Origin of the sequence: Dermabacter sp. (genome assembly GCF_032550575.1) — a bacterium.
GTDB classification, from domain to species: Bacteria; Actinomycetota; Actinomycetes; order Actinomycetales; family Dermabacteraceae; genus Dermabacter; species Dermabacter hominis.
In genome coordinates this window covers 254,458-275,270 of the sequence record NZ_JAWFZC010000001.1, presented here as the reverse complement: position 1 = coordinate 275,270, position 20,813 = coordinate 254,458, and the positions used below count along the sequence as shown (strand labels likewise).

The window sequence follows — 20,813 nt, the reverse complement described above, 5'->3', positions numbered from 1 at the left end:
ATGAGGAAAGGAGGGCGCGTGTTCGAGCGCGATATTTACCCCGAAACTGTTCAGGGTCTCGAGGGCGAGACGCTTGGCGAGATTTGGCCGGACCGAAAAACCTTCCTCGATCTCGCGCGTACACAGCGCATCGTGCCCGTCGTGATTCGGCTTTTGGCCGACCAGGACACTCCGATCTCTCTGTACAGAAAGCTCACGGCACCGTCGGGCCCCGCGGGCAGTTTCCTTCTTGAGTCCGCAGGCCAGGGGGAGGATTCCCGCTGGTCCATCATTGGGGTAAACGCTCGCGCCTCTCTCACCGAGAAAGACGGCAACGCGCGCTGGTTTGGCGATGTCCCGGCCTCGGTTCCCACATCGGGCGACCCGCTCGAGGCGCTCAGGGCTACCGCCGCTGAGTTCAAATCCGCGCGGATGGCGCATCTACCACCGTTTACGGGCGGGCTTGTGGGCTTTGTAAGCTATGACGCTGTGCGGCGCTTCGAGAATCTCCCGCACAAGCCCGTAGACGAGATCGGTACGCCCGAGCTATGCATGCTCCTTGCACAAGACGTCGCCGTGTACGACCACCGCGACGCGACGGTTCTGCTCGTGGCAAACGCGCTCAACCTCAACGGTGCAGACAGCGGCGCAGAGGCAGCCTACGAGGATGCCCTCGCCAGAATCGACACGATGCGCGATTCGCTTCGCACGCACGTCGAGACGAACCCCGTCGTCTATTCTGCCGTGCAGCGGCCGTCGAGTACCGCTCGCACGAACCAGACGGATTTTGAAGCGTCAGTTGAGACGGCGATCCAGAACATCATCGACGGTGAAATCTTCCAGGTCGTGCCGTCGCAGCGACACACGCAGGCAACGAGCGCCGACCCCCTCGACGTCTACCGCGTGCTGCGCAGGCTCAACCCTTCGCCGTACATGTTTCTCGTGCGCGCTCACGATGGAGATGGCAAATCGATCGATGTGGTGGGAGCGAGTCCCGAAACACTCGTCACTGTGCGCGGCCGCCACGCGAGCACGCACCCGATCGCGGGTTCGCGCCCGCGTGGGACTAACGCTGAAGAGGATGAGAGGATAAAAGGCGAGCTCCTCGCCGATCCGAAAGATCGATCCGAGCACCTCATGCTTGTCGATCTCGGCCGTAACGACCTGCAGAAGGTCTGCGAGCCGGGAAGCGTGATCGTGCGAGATTTCATGAGCGTCGTGAAGTATTCCCACATCATGCACGTGATTTCGACGGTTACGGGAACGCTCAAAGAAGGCTTGAGCGCCTTTGACGCTCTCGCGGCAACCTTTCCGGCCGGCACGCTCACGGGTGCACCCAAGCCGCGCGCGATGCAACTCATCGATGAGCTTGAGCCCGTGTCGCGGGGGATCTATGGCGGCACCGTCGGCTACCTCGATTTCGCTGGCGACCTCGACATGGCGATCGCAATCCGAACAGCCGTCATGAAAGACGGCCGTGCGCACGTTCAAGCCGGGGGTGGTGTCGTCGCTGATTCGATCCCCACGATGGAACATCGTGAATCGCTGTCCAAGGCTGCTGCTGCTCAACGCGCTGTGGCGAGTGCCGAGACGCTAAGGGAACAGTGATGGCTGGTCGATCGTCGGATGCTTTCTCCTCCCGTTCCCCGCTCATTCTCGCGCTCGTCGTCGCAGGGGGTGTGGGTGCGGTACTCACCCAACCCACGTGGGTTGAGGGCGAGGTCGTGGGCCTCGCCGGTAACGTGTCTGAACTCAGCATTGCGGGGGCGAAGGCTTCCCCACTTTCGCTCGCGTGCGCTCTCGTGGCGGTTGCTGCGGCGGGCGCCCTTGCACTGTCGAGGCGCGGCCTTGCCCTCGCGTGCGCGATTGTGTCCACCCTGGCCGGTGTGGGGATTGTCGTGGGAGGTGTGCTGGTTGCCCTTGATCCGGCACACGCGGTCGCGAGCGCAGCACTCGAAGCCACCGGGGTGGTGAATGCACCCATCACTGTTTCGGCATCGTGGCCCGTGTGGCTGTCGATCGTGTCAGGCGTTCTAATCGCGCTCGTCGGAGCTCGATTAACGATGAACACACGTATACGCGGGGAAGGAGCATCGCGCACTCGCTATACGCGCCATACCGCTACGCGATCAGGAGTAGGCGCCGGCGCGGTGCCGCACACTGATGCGGAAGCGTGGGACATGCTCAGTCTTGGTGAGGACCCGAGCGACGAGCAGCGCGGAGTGTGAAGGTGCGAGGACGCTTGCGCTAAAACATGGCACAATGAAAGACGCAGTTTGACGCGCCCGTGCGCGCATACGCTTCAGAACTACTTTCGACCGGAGTGAAGAATGCCGAAGACTTACCTTGTTCCCCCCGCCCCGCCGCAGAACGAAGGCAAAACCGTGGCTGCCTGGGTGTTTTCGGCGTTTGTCCTCCTCGGTTCGGTGCTCATTGCCCTCGCAATGATCACGAGCCAGAACATCCTCCTTATCGTTGGTCTCGCGTCGGTTCTTCTCGCGCTCGTCGTAGGCTTCGTCCTGCGAGCCGCGGGTTTCGGCCAGAAAGCTAAGCGCTGACGTGTCCGCTCAACGCCCTGTACGAAGGACTTGCTCTTCGTGCAGGGCGTTGTGCTGTGAAGGCGGGGGAGAGTACGAAGAGGAGTGCGGCGCTTGAGCGTTCTTGAGGAAATCATCGCGGGGGTACGTGCGGATGTGGGGCGGCGAAAGTCCGACGTTAGCGGGGCCGAAGTCGAGCGTCTCGCTCGGGAGGCGAAGCCTGCTCTCGACGTCGTTGAGCGCCTGCGCGAGCGTGAGACGCTCGGTCTGTTCGCCGAGGTTAAGCGGTCATCGCCCTCGAAAGGATCTCTTGCGGATATCCCCGATCCTGCTCACCTCGCGACCGCGTATGAAGATGGCGGTGCCACGGCGATCAGCGTACTGACCGAGGAGCGCCGCTTCTCGGGTTCGCTCCGTGACCTCGACGCTGTTCGTGAGCGCGTAAGCGTCCCCGTGCTGCGCAAGGACTTTATGGTCGAGGACTATCAGATTTTCGAAGCGCGAGCGCATGGCGCCGATGTCGTGTTGTTGATCGTGGCGGCGCTGTGTGACGCCCAACTTCACGATATGTACTCGCTCGCGAGGTCTCTCGGTATGCGGGTTCTCGTCGAAACGCATACGCCGGAAGAGCTCGAACGGGCCCTCGCAAGCGACGCTGAGCTCATCGGTGTGAATGCGCGCAATCTTAAAACTCTCGACGTCGACCTTCACTATGCGTGTGCGCTGCTCGAGTCGGTGCCCTCCGACCGCCTTGCCGTGGGGGAGTCGGCCGTCGCAACTATCCGCGACGTTGAGGCCTATGCACGTGCCGGAGCTGATGCCGTTCTCGTCGGTGAGGCACTCGTGCGGCACGCGGATCCCACGAAGGCGGCGCGCGACTTTTGCAGTGTTGAGCGGCAGCGCCGAGCAGGGCGCTGATACGCGCACGTTGGAACAAGAGGAGTGGAAAGTGACAGATGCCTTTGTCCCACAGGACGGACCTGACTTTGGCGATTTCGGCGGGAGGTTTCTGCCCGAGGCGCTCGTTCCCGCTCTCGACGAACTGACACAGGCGTGGCACGAGGCCAAAGCTGACCCGTCCTTCTCGAGCGAGCTCGAACGGCTCAACCGCGAATACACAGGCCGCCCCTCTCTCCTCACGGAAGTTCCTCGTTTTTCTGCTCTTGCCGGCGGTGCCCGAATTTTCCTCAAGCGAGAGGATCTCAACCACACCGGAAGCCACAAGATCAACAATGTGCTTGCGCAAGCGCTTCTCACGAAGCGTATGGGAAAGACCCGCGTGATCGCCGAGACCGGGGCCGGGCAGCACGGAGTTGCGACGGCGACGGCAGCGGCACTCTTGGGGCTTGAGTGCCGCATCTACATGGGCGAGGTCGACACTGAACGCCAGGCCCTCAACGTTGCTCGTATGCGTCTGCTCGGGGCAGAAGTCATTCCCGTCACTCACGGTTCTCGCACTCTCAAGGATGCGATTAACGAGGCCTTTCGCGACTGGGTGACCAACGTGGAGTCCACCCATTACCTGCTTGGCACGGTGACGGGGCCTCACCCCTACCCGACCATGGTGCGCGAGTTCCACGCCATGATCGGTCGAGAAGCCCGCGAGCAGGTCCTCGCGCAAGCGGGCCGCCTTCCCGACGCGATTGTTGCGTGCGTGGGCGGGGGATCAAATGCCATGGGGCTATTTCACGCCTTCCTCGAGGACGCATCGGTGCGAATCGTGGGATGCGAGGCCGGGGGCTCCGGTGTCGAATCCGGCAAGCACTCGGCAACGATCACCGCAGGCACCCCCGGTGTTTTGCACGGCGCCTGCTCATACGTGATGCAAGACGAGGACGGCCAAACGATCGAGTCGCACTCCGTGAGCGCGGGCCTCGACTATCCGAGCGTCGGCCCCGAACACGCCTATCTCGCCGATACGGGACGCGCCGAATACCGGGCGATCAACGACACCGAAGCCATGGAAGCCTTCGCGTTGCTGTCGATGACCGAAGGCATCATGCCCGCACTTGAATCCGCCCATGCCCTCGCCGGTGCCCTCGCCCTCGGGCGCAAGCTCGGCGAAGGTGCGGTGATCGTTGCGAACCTTTCGGGCCGTGGTGACAAGGATGTCACGACAGCTTCAACTTGGTTCGGGCTCATCGGTAACGACAAGCGCGCAGACATCAACGACATCAAAGAGAAGATCCGCACGGCGCTTGCGCGTGAGGGAGGAAACTGACATGCGGCATCTTTCAGCAGAGGTCATTGACCGAGCCAAGGGGGAGGGGCGCGCCGCACTCGTGGCCTACCTTCCCGTGGGCTTTCCCACCTTCGACGGATGCATCGAAGCTGTTCGCGCCCTTGTCGGCTCGGGCGTCGATGCAATCGAGTTTGGGATCCCCTACACGGACCCCGTTATGGATGGCCCCGTGATCCAGGAAGCGGCGGATCGAGCTCTTTCGCACGGTACGCGCCCCGCGCATGTGATGACGGCGATCGATGCGGTGAGCGATCTCGATGCCGCGCTTCTTGTCATGAGTTATTACAACCCCATCCTCAAGTACGGGCTCGACGCTTTTGCGCGCGACCTCGCCGCAGCGGGTGGCGCTGGGGTCATCACACCGGACCTCACGCCCGATTCCGGCGGTGACTGGATCGAGGCCTCTGGCACGAGAAACGTTGAGCGCATTTTCCTCGCCGCTCCTAGCTCGCCCGAGGAGCGGTTGCGCCTCGTGACCGAGTCGAGCACGGGCTTCGTCTACGCCGCCTCGACGATGGGCGTCACGGGCCTTCGCTCGAGGGTCGGCGATGCCGCGCACACCCTCGTGGATCGCACGCGGCGCGCTGGCGCCGAACGGGTGTGCGTTGGTCTCGGTGTGTCAAACGGGGAACAGGCCGCGGAAGTGGGCACCTATGCCGATGGCGTGATCGTGGGAAGCGCTTTCGTACGAAGGCTCCTCGAAGCGCAGACACCGTCGGAGGGGCTCCGTTCTCTCGAAGCTCTCGCAATTGAACTCCGTTCCGGAATTGAGGAGGCGCGCGCATGATCTCAGCGACTATTCCGAGTCCGCCCGTTAGCTCGTTCAGCATCGGCCCGGTCACAATCCATTTTTACGCACTATTCATTCTGACCGGCATCGCTATCGCCTACTGGTGGTCGCTGCAGCGCTGGATCGCTCGCGATGGTGACCGTGACGACTACTTCGACATCGTCTTCGTGACGATCATCGTGGGGATCATCGGTGCGCGCATGTACCACGTGGGCGTCAATATCCCGGACTACTTCGGTCCCGGCAAGGATCCGCTGAGTGCGCTTCGCATGTGGGAAGGTGGCCTCGGCATTTGGGGCGCGGTCGCGGGAGGAGGCCTTGCGGCGTTCGTCATGACTCGGCGCAAAGGCGTGCAGTTCCTCGCCCTGGCTGATTCGATCGCGCCTACTCTTTTCGTCGCGCAAGCCATTGGGAGGCTTGGAAATTGGGCTAATCAGGAACTTCACGGCGAGCCAAGCACGCTGCCGTGGGCTCTGGAGATTACGTGTGAAACCAACGGCAAAACGATCGTTGGCTGTGTGCCCGGAACCTATCAGCCGACCTTCCTCTACGAGGGGCTGTGGAATATCGCCGCCTGCGTCGTGGTGCTGCTTCTCGCGAAACGGTTCGCCATCGCTGGCGGGCGCATATTCCTCATGTACATCATCGCGTACTCTGCGGGCCGGACCCTCATGGAAACGATGCGCACGGAACCCTCAACCATGGTTTTTGGCTTGCGAATCCACATGGTCATTTACATCATCACGGGTCTCGTGGCGATCGGCGTGTTTGCGTGGCTCACGGTCCGTGCGCGCAAGAAGGGCGAGGCGCGCAGTGCTTACGACACGATTAACGGCGATCCGCTGCCGCGGCCGGAAGGGCGCGCGGGTAGTGAGACGGTGGCTGTCCCGCATGACCAGGGAGAAAATCTCAAAAACCCCGCGAAATAAGGCTGAATCTGGGAGTGGTCCCGATTACTTAATTGTAGGGTGAGATGTGGATCTCGGCGATGCGACCCGCGCCCCTGTGCGCTCGCTCCCGAGCACACACAGCGCGTGGGTCCCGCCTTTCAAAGCTACAGATGGGTAGACATGCGTAAAGCAAAAATTGTGTGCACATTGGGACCTGCAACGAATTCGTATGAGCAGATCCGCACGCTTATCGAGTCGGGCATGAACGTCGCCCGCATGAACCTCAGCCACGGCACCTACGCGGACCACGAGGCTGTGTACGCCAATATCCGCAAGGCTTCCGAGGATCTCGGTAAGAACGTCGCAGTTCTCGTGGACCTCCAGGGCCCTAAGATCCGCCTTGGCAAGTTCGAGGACGGCCCCCACGATCTCGCGGTCGGCGACATCTTCACCATCACGACCGACGACATCGTCGGCACGAAGGACCGTGTGAGCACGACCTTTAAGGGACTGCCTGGCGACTGCCGCCCCGGCGACACGCTTCTCATTGACGACGGCAAGGTCGGCGTTCGCGTCGTCGAGGTGACCGACACCGACGTCAAGACCGTCGTCGAGGTTCCCGGCCCCGTGTCGAACAACAAGGGCATCAACCTTCCCGGCGTTGCTGTTTCAGTTCCCGCGATGAGTGAGAAGGACATTGCCGACCTCCGCTGGGGTCTCCACCTTGGCGCCGACCTCATCGCACTGAGCTTCGTGCGCGACGCGCACGACATTGAAGATGTTCACCGCGTGATGGACGAGGAAGGCATTCGTCTCCCCGTGGTCGCCAAGATCGAGAAGCCGCAGGCGGTGCGTGCTCTGCGCGGTATCGTCGGCGCGTTCGACGGCATCATGGTGGCCCGCGGCGACCTCGGCGTTGAGCTTCCTCTCGAGCAGGTCCCGCTCGTCCAGAAGCGCACGATCGAGCTCGCCCGCCGCAACGCTAAGCCCGTCATCGTTGCGACCCAGGTGCTCGAGTCGATGATTACGAACCCGCGCCCCACTCGCGCCGAAGCTTCCGACTGTGCGAATGCCATCCTCGACGGTGCAGACGCCGTCATGCTTTCGGGCGAGACCTCCGTCGGCGCATTCCCGTTTGAGGCTGTGCGCACCATGGCGCGCATCGTCACGAACACCGAGGAAAACGGTGCGGACCGCATCTCTGAGCTCGGCACCATCCCGCATACTCGCGGTGGCGCGATCACGCGTGCAGCGGCGGAGATCGGCGATCAGCTCTCGGCGCAGTATCTCGTGACCTTCACCGAGTCGGGTGACACCGCTCGCCGTCTTTCGCGACTGCGTCCCACTATTCCCCTTCTCGCCCTCACTCCGTACGAAAAGGTTCAGCATCAGCTCGCCCTTAGCTGGGGCATCGAGGCGCACCTCGTTGACATGCAGACCGACACCGATCAGATGGTGAAGGTAGTCGACGAGCTGCTGCGTGAGAAGAAGGGGCTGCAGCCCGGCGATCTCGTGATCATCGCTGCAGGCTCGCCCCCGGGTGTTCATGGCTCGACCAACACGCTGCGCGTCCACCGTATCGGTGACCTTGACGGCACCGAGGCCGCGCGCGTTGAAGCCGACAGCATTGCGAAGGGCAAGGCTATTCCGGAGGCCTGAGCCTCACGTAGCTGCGCATAGAAAGGGTGGGGAGCACGCTGCTCCCCACCCTTGTTCTGTACCGGGTACGGGACTCGAACCCGTACGTCCGAAGACAACGCATTTTGAGTGCGCCGCGTCTACCAATTCCGCCAACCCGGCCATGTGCCAGTCTTGAGGCACGCCCTATAGAATAACCAACGAGTTCGCGCTTGCCTAACTGGCACGAGCCGTTCCTTGCCCGGTGTACGTGAGTAATATCGTTCAGGGGAGCGACAAATGCCGCTTTGGAAGCCGATGTGCTGCACTATGGATATGGAGTGCGCTTGCCGCACAACCACGAAGACACAGGCGAAAGATTGGATGCCATGAACGAGAACGAAGCTGTGGAAGAGACCGCTGAAAGGGGCCAGGATTCCGGTCTCGTGGCGCGCACGGCTGTTGTGGCTGAGGATGAGAGCCTCATTCGCATGGATATCGTCGAGACCCTCACCGAAGCGGGCTACGAGGTCATTGCCGCCGTTGGCGATGGTGCGAGCGCGGTGGAGAAGGTCCGTGAGCTTCGGCCCGATATTGTGGTCATGGACGTCAAAATGCCGCAGATGGACGGCGTCTCCGCAGCGGAGGCAATCGGCAAGGAGCATCTTGCCCCCATCGTCATGCTGACGGCGTTCTCGCAGCAGGAAATCGTGGAGCGCGCGCGGGATGCGGGCGCGATGGCGTTTGTCGTCAAGCCCTTCACGCCTAATGATCTTCTGCCGGCTATCGAGATCGCACTGTCGCGTTACCAGCAGATCACCTCGCTCAACGAGGAGATTCGCGATCTTGAGGAACGCTTCGAGACCCGCAAGCGCGTGGACCGTGCGAAGGGGCTCTTGCAGACGAACATGAACCTGAGCGAGCCGGATGCCTTCCGCTGGATCCAGAAGACGTCGATGGATCGCCGTCTGACGATGCGCGAGGTTGCCGACGCTGTCATCGACCAGCTCGGCCCGCATAAGGACTAACGCGCAGGACTCTCGTCTCGCGGTGAAAAGAGCCGCGCGGATCCGAGGACGGTGCTCACGAGAGTGCCGTCCTCGTGTCGTATCTCGGCGAGATAACTCGCGTGAGTGCGGCCCAGGTGCTGTGCGTGAGCGGTCACGTGAACGAAGCCTTCGCGAGCGGGCGCGTGGTGCGTTGCGGTGAAGGAGAGTCCGACGGCGCCTGCGCCCTCGCCGTAAAGACATTCCGCGTGGGTGCGTGCGGCGAGTGAGACGGCGGTTTCCGCGAGCGCGATACTCGCGCCTCCGTGGAGGAACCCTTGGGGCTGGCGATTTGGAGCAACCGGCATACTGAGGTGTGCTGTGCTCGCGGTCAGTGAGAGCACGTCCATTCCCATGCGCTCGCACAGTGTTCCCTTGAGCTCCTCGCGTACGCGTGCGAGTGCATCCTGTGTCGCGCTAGCTGCGCGTGCATTCGTGTCCATTCGCCTAGCGTGACACACTTGAGGCATGAGCGAGATCGAAAACGCCCCTGAGAGGCGCATCGTTGTGATCGATGGCCATGCGATGGCCTTCCGTGCCTTCTTTGCCCTGCCACCGGAGTCGTTCGTGAACAGCGCGGGGCAGGCGACGAACTCGGTGTACGGTTTCTGCCGGATGATCTTCAACATCGTGAAGAACGAGAAGCCCACTCACATGGCGGTCGCGTTCGATCTGCCAGGCGGCACCTTCCGCGATCGTATTTACAGCGAGTACAAGGGCGGCCGTGAGGCCACTCCCGAGGCGTTCAAGGGACAGGTCGCCCTTATTCAGCAGGTGCTCGAGGCTATGGGCATCGCGCATTTCAGCGTCGAAGATTACGAGGCAGATGACATCGTCGCGACAATCGCGACGTACGCGAAAGACGCCGGGGTGCAGCCTCTGCTCGTCACGAGTGATCGCGACGCGATCCAGCTCGTTGATGAGACGATTACGCTTTTGCAGCCCGTGAAGGGCGTCACGGAGCTTCGCCGCATGACTCCCGAGGCTGTCGAAGAGAAGTACCTCGTTTCCCCGAGCCTGTATCCGGATCTCGCGGCTCTGGTGGGGGAGAGCGCCGATAATCTTCCGGGCGTTCCCGGCGTGGGACCCAAAACCGCCGCGAAGTGGCTTGGACTGTACGGCACACTCGACGGCATCCTTGAGCACCGCGACGAGATTAAAGGCAAGGCGGGGCAGTCGCTTCGCGATCACGTCGAGGACGTGGTGCGCAATCGCCGCATGAACGAAGCCGTGCGTGACCTTGACCTGCCGAAGGACTTCGACGCTTATCTCCTTGGACGCGGGGACCGGGTCGCCATCAACGCGCGCTTTGATGAGCTCGCCTTTGGGCCGGGAATCCGTCGGGACATTCCCGCAGGCCTCCTCCCCGCCGGGGACAGCGGGGCCGAGGAAGCCGAGTCTATCGTCGCCAACCCCACCCTTCCCGTGATTGAGCCGGAGGCCGGGCAGCTTGGCGCGCTCCTTGCGGAGCATGCCGCTTTGGGAGGCGCTCTTGAGGCCGACGGCGCCTGGGCGATGGGGGAGGCGGAGTTTCGCGGCCTGGTGATTGCCACCGGCAGCGCAAGCCTCGACATCAATTCCTCGCGCATGAACGAACAGGACCGCCGTGAGCTCGACCGATGGCTGCGAAACTCGGTCATCCCGAAATGGACGCTCGACTCCAAGGAGCTCGCGCATATTCTTAACGGTGCGGGCTTCGGCATTCGCGGCCTCGATGTTGATCTCTCCCTCGCGGAGTTCCTGTGCAGGCCTGGGCAGCGTCCCGCAGATGTCGCCGGCCTCGCGATGCGCCACCTTCACGAGGAATTCCCGAAGCTCGACAAGAAGCCCACCGCGCAGGCGCTGCACGAGGATCTTTTGGATCGCGCGAGGGCGGAGTACCGTCTGACCCCTATCCTCGTGAAAGACATGGATGCACACGAGACCCGTGCCATTCACGATGATCTCGAACTCCCGCTTGCGCGTGTGCTGACGCAAATGGAAGAGTCGGGCATCGCCGTCGACGCTTCCGAGCTTGACCGGCTCGACTCGATGCATGCCGAACGGCAGTCTGAGGTCGCAACTCGGGCCTTCGCGGAAATCGGTGGCGAGGAGATCAATCTCGGCTCACCGAAGCAGCTTCAAACCGTGCTGTTTGACCGGCTCGGGATGCCGCCGACCCGCAAAACTAAGACGGGACATTCGACCGACGCCGAGTCCCTCACGGATCTTTACGCGAAGACTGGCCACCCCTTCGTGCAGGCGCTCCTCGAACACCGCGACGTCACGAAATTGCGCCAGATCATCGAAACGCTGCGCAAATCCGTGAGCGAGGAGGGTCGTATCCACACGACCCTTTCGCAGAATGTCGCGGCCACCGGGCGCCTTGCCTCGTCCAACCCGAACCTGCAGAACATTCCGGCGCGCACCGAGGCCGGCCGCCAGATCCGCGGCGCCTTCCACGCGAGTGAAGGCTTCGAGTCGCTTCTTACCGCGGACTATTCCCAGATCGAGATGCGCATCATGGCGCACCTGTCCGGCGACGAGGGGCTCATCCAGGCTTTCCGTGACGGCGAAGACCTCCACAGCTTCGTCGCCTCGCAAGTGTTCGGCATCCCGGTCGATCAGGTGACGAGCGAAGAACGTTCGAAAACGAAGGCGATCAGCTACGGCCTCGCCTACGGTCTTTCCGCTTTTGGTCTCGCTCGCCAGCTCCACATTCCGCAAAGCGAAGCGCAAGCGCTTCGCGCACAGTACTTTGAACGCTTCGGGGGCGTCCAGGACTACCTGCATGAAAGCGTCGAGAGAGCACGTTCACTCGGCTACACGGAAACTCTTCTTGGGCGCCGCCGCTACCTTCCCGAACTCACGAGCGATAGCCGACAGCGGCGGGAAAATGCGGAGCGTGTGGCGCTCAACTCGCCGATTCAGGGCAGCGCCGCCGACATCATCAAACTCGCGATGCTGCGCGTTGACCATGCGCTGAAGAAGACCGGCGCCGCCTCGCGTCTCGTGCTCCAGGTTCACGATGAGCTCATCGTCGATGTCGCTCCCGGCGAGATCGACATCGTGCGGGACATCGTGCGCGAAGGCATGGAAGGGGCCTATGAGCTTTCCGTGCCCATGGATGTTTCGGTGGGCGTTGGGCACTCCTGGCTGGAGGCCGCGCACTAAACTTCATTTCCGAATTGCATAGACGTTGTGGGGGTTTGCGCCCGTAGCGTCCGGTGCTGTCGCTGTGCCCGGCCTCGAGCCAGCACCGACCAGGCCGCATGTATCGCAAGCACTCATTCGTTCGCGTGCCGCATCCTTGCGAGAAGCGGATCGACGGAGCTTGTGGTAGCCACAGTTGTTCGCCAAACGCTCCTGCTTTTGGTATCGCATGCCCGCGACTGGTCTGGTTTGCTGGAACGCGTCGGTCGGGCTCAGATCGACGGGAGCGATAGGCGGGGGACACATGAAGCGGAATGCACGATGGCGCGTGCGATCGACGGTAGTAGCCCTTGCCATTGCATCAGCAGCGCTCACTTCATGTCACGGTGACGCGACACCGGTGATCGGCCCGACTCCTGTTGCACACACGGCACCGGCCCCCGGCGGGAGCGATGCGGGTGGAGCAGGCGTCGGAACAGGCGAGGCGCCCGGACGCACCGATGGGCTTCCTCCCCACAATGCTGCACTGACGAAACCGGATGGCGAATTGTTCGAGGCACGCCATTTCGCAACTGATGAGGGCGCTAAGGCCACGGCCAGATATGTCATTGCGGCCCTCTATTACGGATACGCGACCGGCGACACGGCCCCCTACGAGAGCGTCGTTTCGCTCGGGGCGTGCAAGGCTTGCGGGGAAACGCTCGCCGAAATGGACCGGTGGCGCGAGAATAAACAGTTCGCGAGCGTCGTGGGTGTCACCCCTGGGGAGATCAGTACTGAAACCACGAAAGATGGTTACGTTGTGGTCCGTTACCAATTCACCATCGAGGATCTCCACCCCGGCTCCTACGGAGACTCCACGGAGGACCAGCCGACGGAGCAGCACACGGTTAATCTGAAGTTGGATTTCAGCGACGGGGAGTGGCTTGTGCTGCACTTCGATTGGCTCGATTGATGCCCACACCCGGGATTGCATCGAAGTTGCGGGGGTTTGGACCACGTGAGCGATACATCTGTTTCGTTAGTGTGCTGCCGCCCCTGGACCTCATAGTCTGCGGCAGCTACTCCCTTCAATGAGACACGTGAGTACAGGAGGATCCCATTCAGATTCGAATGTCCGCAGTCTGCCCCACCTCGGATTTCCTAGCGAATTGAGGAATCTCCCGTTCGTAGAGTTCTCGTGGGCGGCGATGAAGAAGCGAGGCCCCAATAAAAGCTGGAAACGTAGTTGACTGAATTCTAGGTGGGCGGCAGCCGCATTGGAGATGCAGATAAGCATCAAGCATGGCGCGGCTCCCTTGCCCACCTACCCTTCGCTAGTCGATGGGCAATCGGGCTGATGCTCAGTGGCGGTAGATATGTGTCTTCTAGGCGGTGCTGAATCTTCGCTCGAAATATGCATCTCCCAACGCCAACTTACGTTGCTATTCATAAAAGATGTATGAGCAGGTGAAGACAGCTTCGCTAGCAAAATCGGTTTAATGCAGAAAGAGGAGTCTGACCTATGAGGCCAAACTCCTCTTCCTAGAGGTAGCGAGTCAATTTAGAGGTCTTTGCGCCGCAATGTGAGCAGGCTACCTACGGCCACCAGCGCAAACGAAAGCATCGCGAGCATCCCGGTCATTGAACCGGTCCTCGGAAGCGAGGTTACTTGCTCTCGGGTCGCTGGGGTCTGAGGACCACGTGCCTCAGACCCCGGAGTCGTATCACGCGGCTCTGCTGGCGTATCGACTGGGGCGAGTTCGTCGATCATTTGGACGGTGGCGTTTTCGGCAGGCGTGTATTGTCCGTCGGTTCCTTTGATCTCGAGGGTGCCGTTTTCAGTGATGCGGAAGTTGATGGAGTTCGCGATCAGGTAGCCCTCGGGGGCGGCTTCCTCGGTCATGGTGTATTCGCCGGGGGCGAGCGTGAGTTGCTTCGCGGTGCCGGTGGAAACCCATTCTTCAGAGAAGTTGTCTCCTCCAGTGACGGTCAGTGTGGCGCCGGGGAGTTCTTCGCCCTGTCCGGCGGCGACTTTCGAGAACGTCACGTCCGCTGTGGTCGGCTCGACTGGGGCTGGACGAAAATCAACGGTGATAAGATTCTGAAAGTTAGATTTGCCGTTAGGGTCATTCTCCAGGACGTTGATGACCGCATTTTCCGGAACCGGCTTAATGGCGTTGTCTTCGGCCTTTCCTACAAGAATATCGAAAACCTTCATGTAGGTGTCGTTTTGGGAAATTCTCTTGGAAGCATTCACGTTATCCGAATAATAGTGAAAAGCATCCTGTGTGATCATGCGGTATTCGTCATCCGATAGCTCATACTTTCTTTGCAAATCGGAATTGTTGGGGTATCCGTTGAGGATTACCTTCAATACAGCTTGGTCAAAGGACTCTGGTGACAGCCGTTCTCCAGATGGTCCGGTCTTGCGTGGATTGTCAGCAAAGGACGCCACTTTCGAGACATCTTTATGAAGATAGAACGTCTTGGTCGCCATGTACGACTTGTTTGCGGCGGGCCACTGCTTGTGGATGTTAAAGCAGTAGGCAACGATGGGGCTGGACTCGTCACCATCCGGGTGTACGTAAATGTTCGTATTTTCGGTGGTCGCTGACTTTTCTCCGTAGGCACGGTAAATATCGCCGGTCTTGCCCGGAATGGCGGTTGCCGCCCCGGTAATACCAACGCCTGCGAACGCAATTGTAAAGGTGATGAGCAGCGACCAAAGCAATCTTGATAGCCTTCTGACGGTCACGAATTTACTCCTCTGTGAAGGTTTTTCGAATACTCGAGGGTGCTCGGTGGAAAGTGGGCCATGTTGCGCCAAGGTCACGGGATCTACCGGGTCTTCAATTGGGGGCCCCTCCGCCAAAGGAGCGTATCACCTGCCATGGAGCGGTCGAAGGCTACCTCTCGCATCGATCCATTTCTGCTGAAATGAGGGGGGGCTTGACTGGTCATTGTGAGGTGAATGAATGCGCGGCGCGGCCGGTCTAGGCTCTCCGCTCGGAGTAACGGGCAACTGTTGGATTGGTCACCTCGACGTCGAGAGCGGGGTTTTCGGAGCTTTTTTCGTTGACCCGTGGATGCAATGACCGGTAGGCTAGACCAGGTGTGTGCGCTTCGCTCACACGTGTTTCTGTACCATCTACTACCTGTCCCGACGGAGCCATTTACTACATGACCACGAACAACGCACCTCAGATCGCCATCAACGATATCGGTAGCGAAGAGGAACTTCTCGCCGCTATCGATTCGACCATCAAGTACTTCAACGATGGCGACATCGTCGAGGGCACCGTCGTCAAGGTTGACCGGGACGAGGTTCTTCTTGACATCGGCTACAAGACCGAAGGCGTCATCCCTTCCCGCGAACTCTCGATCAAGCACGATGTCGACCCCGATGAGGTCGTCGAGGTCGGCGACGAGGTCGAGGCGCTCGTTCTCCAGAAGGAGGACAAGGAAGGCCGCCTGATCCTCTCGAAGAAGCGTGCGCAGTACGAGCGCGCATGGGGCTCGATCGAGGACATCAAGGAAAACGAAGGTGTCGTTACCGGCACCGTCATTGAGGTTGTCAAGGGCGGCCTCATCGTCGACATCGGCCTTCGCGGCTTCCTTCCCGCTTCGCTCGTCGAGATGCGCCGCGTGCGCGACCTTCAGCCGTACATCGGCCAGGAGCTCGAAGCGAAGATCATCGAGCTCGACAAGAACCGCAACAACGTCGTCCTCTCGCGTCGCGCCTACCTCGAAGAGACCCAGGCATCGGTTCGCACCGACTTCCTCCAGACCCTCCAGAAGGGCCAGGTTCGCGAGGGTCATGTGTCCTCGATCGTCAACTTCGGTGCGTTCGTGGACCTCGGCGGTGTCGACGGCCTCGTCCACGTTTCCGAGCTCTCCTGGAAGCACATCGACCACCCGAGCGAGGTTGTCGAGGTTGGCCAGCCCGTCAAGGTTGAGGTTCTCTCGGTCGAGATGGATCGCGAGCGCGTGTCGCTTTCGCTCAAGGCCACTCAGGAAGACCCGTGGCAGCTCTTCGCCCGCACCCACGCCATCGGCCAGGTTGTGCCGGGTAAGGTTACGAAGCTCGTTCCGTTCGGTGCGTTCGTGCGCGTCGAGGACGGTATCGAGGGCCTCGTGCACATTTCCGAGCTTGCCCAGCGTCACGTTGACCTGCCCGAGCAGGTTGTGAGCGTCGACCAGGAAGTCTTTGTCAAGGTCATCGACATCGATCTCGAGCGCCGCCGCATTTCCCTGTCCCTCAAGCAGGCGAACGAGGGTGTCGACCCCGAGGGCGACGACTCGACGTTCGATCCGGCTCTCTACGGTATGGCCGCTGAGTACGACGAAAACGGCGAGTACAAGTACCCCGAGGGCTTCGATCCCGAGACCAACGAGTGGCTCGAGGGCTACGAGGCTCAGCGCGAGGCCTGGGAAGCGGACTACGCCCGTGCGTACGAGCGCTGGACCCAGCACAAGGCCCAGGTTGCCGAGGCAGCGAAGGCCGACGCCGAAGCTCAGGCTGCGGCGCCGGCAGCGGGCGAGGCCGCACCGACCTCGTTCCAGTCCTCCTCGAGCGACGAGGGCACCCTCGCTTCCGATGAGGCACTCGCGGCTCTTCGCGAGAAGCTCACGGGCAACAACTGACTGACGTGATCGCCTAGCGGTCTCACGAAAGCGCTCCTCGTTTTGCGAGGGGCGCTTTCGCCTTTAACCTGAATGGCATCGGCAACGGGCGCATGCCCTGCGCCTTACCTCCTAAGCGAAAGGCCACCTGTGCTGAATTGGATGACCGCGGGGGAGTCACACGGCCCCTCGCTCGTGGCAATGATCGACGGTTTCCCCGCGGGAGTCGAGATTACGCACGAAGCGTTGCGGGATGCGCTTGCGCGGCGCCGGCTCGGTTACGGCCGCGGAGCACGGCAGAAGTTTGAGCAGGACGAGGTTCGCATTCTTTCGGGCGTGCGGCACGGTCGAACCCTAGGTTCACCGATCGCCGTGGAAATTCGAAACACGGAGTGGCCGAAGTGGGAAAAGGTCATGAGCGCCGATCCCGTCTCGCGCGAGGATCTCATGATCGATGCGGGTACGGGCGATGAACGCGAGATTGCGCGCAACAAACCCCTCACGAGGCCGCGCCCCGGCCACGCTGATCTTGCAGGCATGGCCAAGTACGGCCATGAGGATGCACGAAACGTTCTCGAGCGTGCAAGCGCTCGGGAAACCGCTGCGCGCGTGGTGATCGGCGCGTTGTGTGAGGCACTCCTTGAACAGGCCGCGGGCATTACGCTCGTGGCACACACGTTGCAGGTGGGGCAAGCGCGCGTGCCCGAAGGTAGCGCGCTGCCTACTCCCGCCGATGCCTCGACCCTCGATGCGGACCCCCTGCGCTGTTTTGACGCCGCCACCTCTCAGGCGATGGTCGACGAGGTCGATGCGGCGAAGAAGGACGGAGACACTCTGGGCGGCGTCGTCGAAGTGCTCGCCTATAACGTTCCGGCCGGTCTCGGCTCTCACACGCAATGGAACCGTCGTCTTGATGCTCGCCTCGCCCAGGGGATCATGAGTATCCAGGCGATGAAGGGTGTGGAAATCGGTGAGGGGTTCGCGAATGCTGGCCGCCGTGGAAGCCTCGCTCATGATGAGATTCTCGGCGAGGGAGCGGGCCCGGCTGGTACGCGCCGCGCGTCGAATCGCGCGGGGGGCACCGAGGGCGGCATCTCGAACGCTGAGCTCATTGCCGTTCGTGGTGCCCTCAAGCCGATCTCGACGGTGCCGCGGGCGCTGCGAACGATCGACACGGCCACCGGTGAGGAAGCGACTGCGAACCATCAGCGTTCCGACGTGTGTGCAGTGGCGCCTGCGGCCGTGATCGCTCAAGCGATGGTCGCGATCACTCTCGCCGACGCTCTCCTCGAAAAGGTTGGGGGAGACAGCGTGGCCGAAATCGCCCCTCGTGTGTCGAGCGTGCGCGAGTGCGCCGTGGCGCGTGCAGATGGTGCTGATCGGTGAGCGAACGAGAACAGGCGCTCCCGACGCTTGCACGCCTACGCACTCCCGAACTGTATGAAGGGGGCCCGCGGCTCGTGCTCGTCGGGCCTATGGGCTCGGGAAAAACGACGGTTGGCACACGTGTTGCCAACCGGCTGGGGCTCGCCTTCGTCGATTCCGATCGCGAGATCGAGCGGGAGGCTGCTCGCTCGATTCCGGAGATTTTTGCCTCCGAGGGTGAGCAGTACTTTCGGGCGCTCGAAGAGAGAGTCATTGCGCGCCTTCTCGCGGAGCATGAGGGGATCCTTGCCCTCGGGGGTGGGGCGGTGACATCACCCGCCACCCGCGAGCGTCTGCGCGATAGGCTCGTCGTGCGTCTTCTTCTCGACGCTGATCATGCGCGTGAACGTATTGGTTCGGGTATGGGAAGGCCCGTCCTCGCGGGTGATGACCCGCACGCGCGGTGGATTCAGGTCAGTAAGGAGCGAGAACCACTGTTCGCCCAGGTCGCGGTATGGGCGCTCGACACCGTTGAGGCTTCACCGGATGAGCTCGCGGCCACGCTCGCGCGCGAACTGACGTCACCGCAGCCCACCACTACTCTCGACTAAAGGGGACAACGACGTGACAGGTTTCGACACAGCGATGCCGACTCGCATCACCGTCGGTCGGGGATCGAGCTCCTACGACGTGACGGTGGGTAGGGGGCTTGAACGCACGATCCTCACCGCGATCCCCGAGCGAGTGCTCCACGTTCTTATCGTCCACCAAGCTCCCGTCGCACAGCGGGCCCGCAGGCTTGCCGCGGCGCTCGAGTCCGACGGTCGCGAGGCTCTTACCGTCGCCATCCCCGACGCCGAGCAGGCCAAGGGGATCGACACGCTGAGCGAGCTGTGGCGCGTACTCGGCTCACGCGACTTCACGCGAAGCGACCTGATCATTGGGATGGGAGGCGGCGCAGCGACGGACCTCGCAGGCTTCGCTGCCGCAACCTGGCTTCGCGGCATCGACGTCATTCACGTGCCGACGACGGTTGCGGGAATGGTTGATGCGGCGGTTGGTGGCAAGACCGGCATCAACACGGCGGAGGGGAAGAACCTTGTGGGGGCATTTCATGCTCCCCGTGCAGTGATTGCGGACCTCGAGGCGCTTGAGGGGCTACCAGCGCACGATGTGTCCGCTGGCCTCGCGGAGGTCGTGAAGGCTGGCTTTATTGCCGATCCCCGCATTCTCGACATCATTGAAGGCGGGCCGGGCCGGGTCCGCGATACCCGCTCGAGTGAGTTTGCCGAAATCCTCACCAGGTCGATCACGGTGAAAGCTGAGGTCGTGAGCGAGGATCTCACTGAAAAGGGACGCCGCGAAATTCTCAATTACGGTCATACCCTCGCCCACGCGATCGAACGCCATGAAAAGTACACGTGGCGACACGGCGACGCCGTCGCCGTCGGGATGGTGTTTGCCGCCGAGCTTTCCCACCGGGCCGGCCATCTGAGTAGCGCTCTGCTCGCCCGCCACCGGAATGTTCTCGAATCGCTTGCGCTGCCCACGCGCTACCGGGACGGTCAGTGGGGAGCATTGCGCGAAGCAATGGCGCGCGATAAGAAAGCGCGAGGGGCGCTGCTACGTTTCGTCATCCTCGATGCAGTCGGCGAGCCGATCCGCCTTGAGGGGCCGAGTGAAGCGCTCCTCGAGGAAAGCTATGCCGCCATCACCGCGTAAGCAGCTCCGGTAGGGGTTACGGTTCTACTTCCGGTGGATTTTCGAGGATGTCCCGCGCGAGGTCGTCGTTGTCGATGTTGACGACGGGGATCGCGCCGGTCTCGATCGCTACGCGGCGCCTTTCAGCCTTGCGCACGCGGCGGGCGAAGGCGCGAAGCTGGCTTGGGCTCATTGTGACCGCGAGATCGGGAGCCGTGGTGGGCAGCGTCCACTGCTTCCACTGCGCGAAGATCGCGAGGAGAGTGCCGCACGAGGCGGCGATAAGCACGGTCCAGGCAGGCAGGTCGAAGTAGTAGACGAGCCATGTCAGCACCGAAGTGAGGAGGGCAGCGGTCGCGTAGAGCGGGCCGCCCCCAAACACTACGGGGATGCGCCCCACCGCTATGTCACGAATGACGCCGCCGCCGACACCGGTCGTGACGCCGAGCATGACCGCGGGAAGCGGGGAGAGGCCCACGAGCATAGATTTCGCTGTGCCGATGGCTGCCCAAAGCCCGAGCGCAATACAGTCGAGAACGGTCGTGGTGTGGCGCCACATGGCGCCCTCAGAGGAAACGAAGTAGGCGATCGCTGATCCGGCAAGGCCGACGGTGAGGTAGAGGGGGTTAGCGAAGGCCGCGGGGATGCCGTAGTTGAGGATGAGGTCGCGAATGATGCCGCCGCCGAGGCCCGAGATGACGCCGAGCACGGCGTATCCCACCGCATCGAATTGAAGGCGGCGAGCGAGGGAGCCGCCGACGATGCCCATGACAAACACGCCGATGAGGTCGATCGCGATAAGCAGCTGATTCGTGAGGAGAAAGTGATCGGGCGTGGTGTTCACTCCACTAATCTATTGGAGCAGGCCCGAAGGCCAGAAGCAGGTTGTTGCTCAACTCTCTCGCGGAT

The 20,813-nt window shown here is 61.9% G+C and carries 18 protein-coding genes and 1 tRNA gene; 15 read left to right on the top strand and 4 right to left on the bottom strand.

The features are described 5' to 3' along the window. From E6X30_RS01290 to pyk, 8 genes are all read left to right on the top strand, one after another. Positions 1–1,587, top strand: coding sequence for an anthranilate synthase component I (locus tag E6X30_RS01290; RefSeq protein WP_396334959.1), 1,587 nt, complete (start codon positions 1–3; stop codon positions 1,585–1,587). Then, a complete protein-coding gene (locus E6X30_RS01285; protein WP_316335575.1) occupies positions 1,587–2,207 on the top strand; it encodes a Trp biosynthesis-associated membrane protein in 621 nt (206 codons plus the stop codon). The genes E6X30_RS01290 and E6X30_RS01285 overlap by 1 nt, the downstream gene beginning before the upstream one ends. Positions 2,208–2,309: 102 nt before the next feature. Then, the gene (locus E6X30_RS01280) at positions 2,310–2,537 is read left to right on the top strand and encodes an HGxxPAAW family protein (protein WP_016664632.1); all 228 of its coding nucleotides are present in this window, start codon (positions 2,310–2,312) and stop codon (positions 2,535–2,537) included. 93 nt (positions 2,538–2,630) lie between these two features. Further along, complete coding sequence (gene trpC, locus E6X30_RS01275) at positions 2,631–3,434, top strand: indole-3-glycerol phosphate synthase TrpC (protein ID WP_316335574.1); 804 nt, start codon at positions 2,631–2,633, stop codon at positions 3,432–3,434. A gap of 31 nt (positions 3,435–3,465) precedes the next feature. Beyond that, positions 3,466–4,737: a tryptophan synthase subunit beta gene (gene trpB / locus E6X30_RS01270; protein ID WP_316335573.1), complete on the top strand. Its 1,272-nt coding sequence runs from the start codon at positions 3,466–3,468 to the stop codon at positions 4,735–4,737. Between the two features lies 1 nt (position 4,738). Next, positions 4,739–5,545: a tryptophan synthase subunit alpha gene (trpA, locus tag E6X30_RS01265; RefSeq protein WP_316335572.1), complete on the top strand. Its 807-nt coding sequence runs from the start codon at positions 4,739–4,741 to the stop codon at positions 5,543–5,545. Continuing rightward, complete coding sequence (gene lgt, locus E6X30_RS01260) at positions 5,542–6,477, top strand: prolipoprotein diacylglyceryl transferase (protein ID WP_016664628.1); 936 nt, start codon at positions 5,542–5,544, stop codon at positions 6,475–6,477. Before trpA ends, lgt begins: the two co-directional genes overlap by 4 nt. Positions 6,478–6,618: 141 nt before the next feature. Further along, a complete protein-coding gene (gene pyk, locus E6X30_RS01255) occupies positions 6,619–8,097 on the top strand; it encodes a pyruvate kinase (RefSeq protein ID WP_016664627.1) in 1,479 nt (492 codons plus the stop codon). A gap of 59 nt (positions 8,098–8,156) precedes the next feature. On the opposite strand, the gene E6X30_RS01250 is transcribed toward pyk, so the two are convergent. Beyond that, positions 8,157–8,238 (bottom strand) — tRNA-Leu (locus E6X30_RS01250). Positions 8,239–8,444: 206 nt separating this feature from the next. Here E6X30_RS01250 and E6X30_RS01245 point away from each other — a divergent pair. Then, entirely contained in the window at positions 8,445–9,083 is a 639-nt protein-coding gene (locus E6X30_RS01245; protein ID WP_316335571.1) for a response regulator, read from the top strand. On the opposite strand, the gene E6X30_RS01240 is transcribed toward E6X30_RS01245, so the two are convergent. Next, on the bottom strand, positions 9,080–9,544 hold the full coding sequence (locus E6X30_RS01240) for a PaaI family thioesterase (protein WP_316335570.1): 465 nt from the start codon (positions 9,542–9,544) through the stop codon (positions 9,080–9,082). The two genes, E6X30_RS01245 and E6X30_RS01240, sit on opposite strands and share 4 nt — an antisense overlap. A 25-nt stretch (positions 9,545–9,569) precedes the next feature. Between E6X30_RS01240 and polA the strand changes: the two genes are divergently transcribed. Then, the gene (gene polA / locus E6X30_RS01235) at positions 9,570–12,254 is read left to right on the top strand and encodes a DNA polymerase I (RefSeq protein WP_316335569.1); all 2,685 of its coding nucleotides are present in this window, start codon (positions 9,570–9,572) and stop codon (positions 12,252–12,254) included. 379 nt (positions 12,255–12,633) lie between these two features. Further along, entirely contained in the window at positions 12,634–13,188 is a 555-nt protein-coding gene (locus E6X30_RS01230; RefSeq protein ID WP_096882894.1) for a DUF6318 family protein, read from the top strand. Positions 13,189–13,776: 588 nt separating this feature from the next. Here E6X30_RS01230 and E6X30_RS01225 read toward each other — a convergent pair. Beyond that, positions 13,777–14,970: a thioester-forming surface-anchored protein gene (locus E6X30_RS01225; RefSeq protein WP_316335568.1), complete on the bottom strand. Its 1,194-nt coding sequence runs from the start codon at positions 14,968–14,970 to the stop codon at positions 13,777–13,779. Positions 14,971–15,395: 425 nt separating this feature from the next. Here E6X30_RS01225 and rpsA point away from each other — a divergent pair, with 425 nt between their 5' ends. The 4 genes from rpsA (at position 15,396) to aroB (ending at position 19,925) form a co-directional block, all read left to right on the top strand. Next, positions 15,396–16,859 carry a 30S ribosomal protein S1 gene (gene rpsA / locus E6X30_RS01220; protein WP_016664623.1) on the top strand — a complete coding sequence of 488 codons (1,464 nt, stop codon included), beginning with the start codon at positions 15,396–15,398 and terminating at the stop codon, positions 16,857–16,859. 129 nt (positions 16,860–16,988) lie between these two features. Further along, complete coding sequence (aroC, locus tag E6X30_RS01215) at positions 16,989–18,224, top strand: chorismate synthase (RefSeq protein WP_316335567.1); 1,236 nt, start codon at positions 16,989–16,991, stop codon at positions 18,222–18,224. Next, on the top strand, positions 18,221–18,814 hold the full coding sequence (locus E6X30_RS01210) for a shikimate kinase (RefSeq protein WP_051120655.1): 594 nt from the start codon (positions 18,221–18,223) through the stop codon (positions 18,812–18,814). The genes aroC and E6X30_RS01210 overlap by 4 nt, the downstream gene beginning before the upstream one ends. A gap of 13 nt (positions 18,815–18,827) precedes the next feature. Beyond that, complete coding sequence (gene aroB / locus E6X30_RS01205; RefSeq protein WP_016664620.1) at positions 18,828–19,925, top strand: 3-dehydroquinate synthase; 1,098 nt, start codon at positions 18,828–18,830, stop codon at positions 19,923–19,925. A 16-nt stretch (positions 19,926–19,941) separates the two neighbouring features. Here aroB and E6X30_RS01200 read toward each other — a convergent pair whose 3' ends face one another. Beyond that, a complete protein-coding gene (locus E6X30_RS01200; RefSeq protein ID WP_016664619.1) occupies positions 19,942–20,748 on the bottom strand; it encodes a trimeric intracellular cation channel family protein in 807 nt (268 codons plus the stop codon). Between the last annotated feature and the right edge of the window lie 65 nt (positions 20,749–20,813).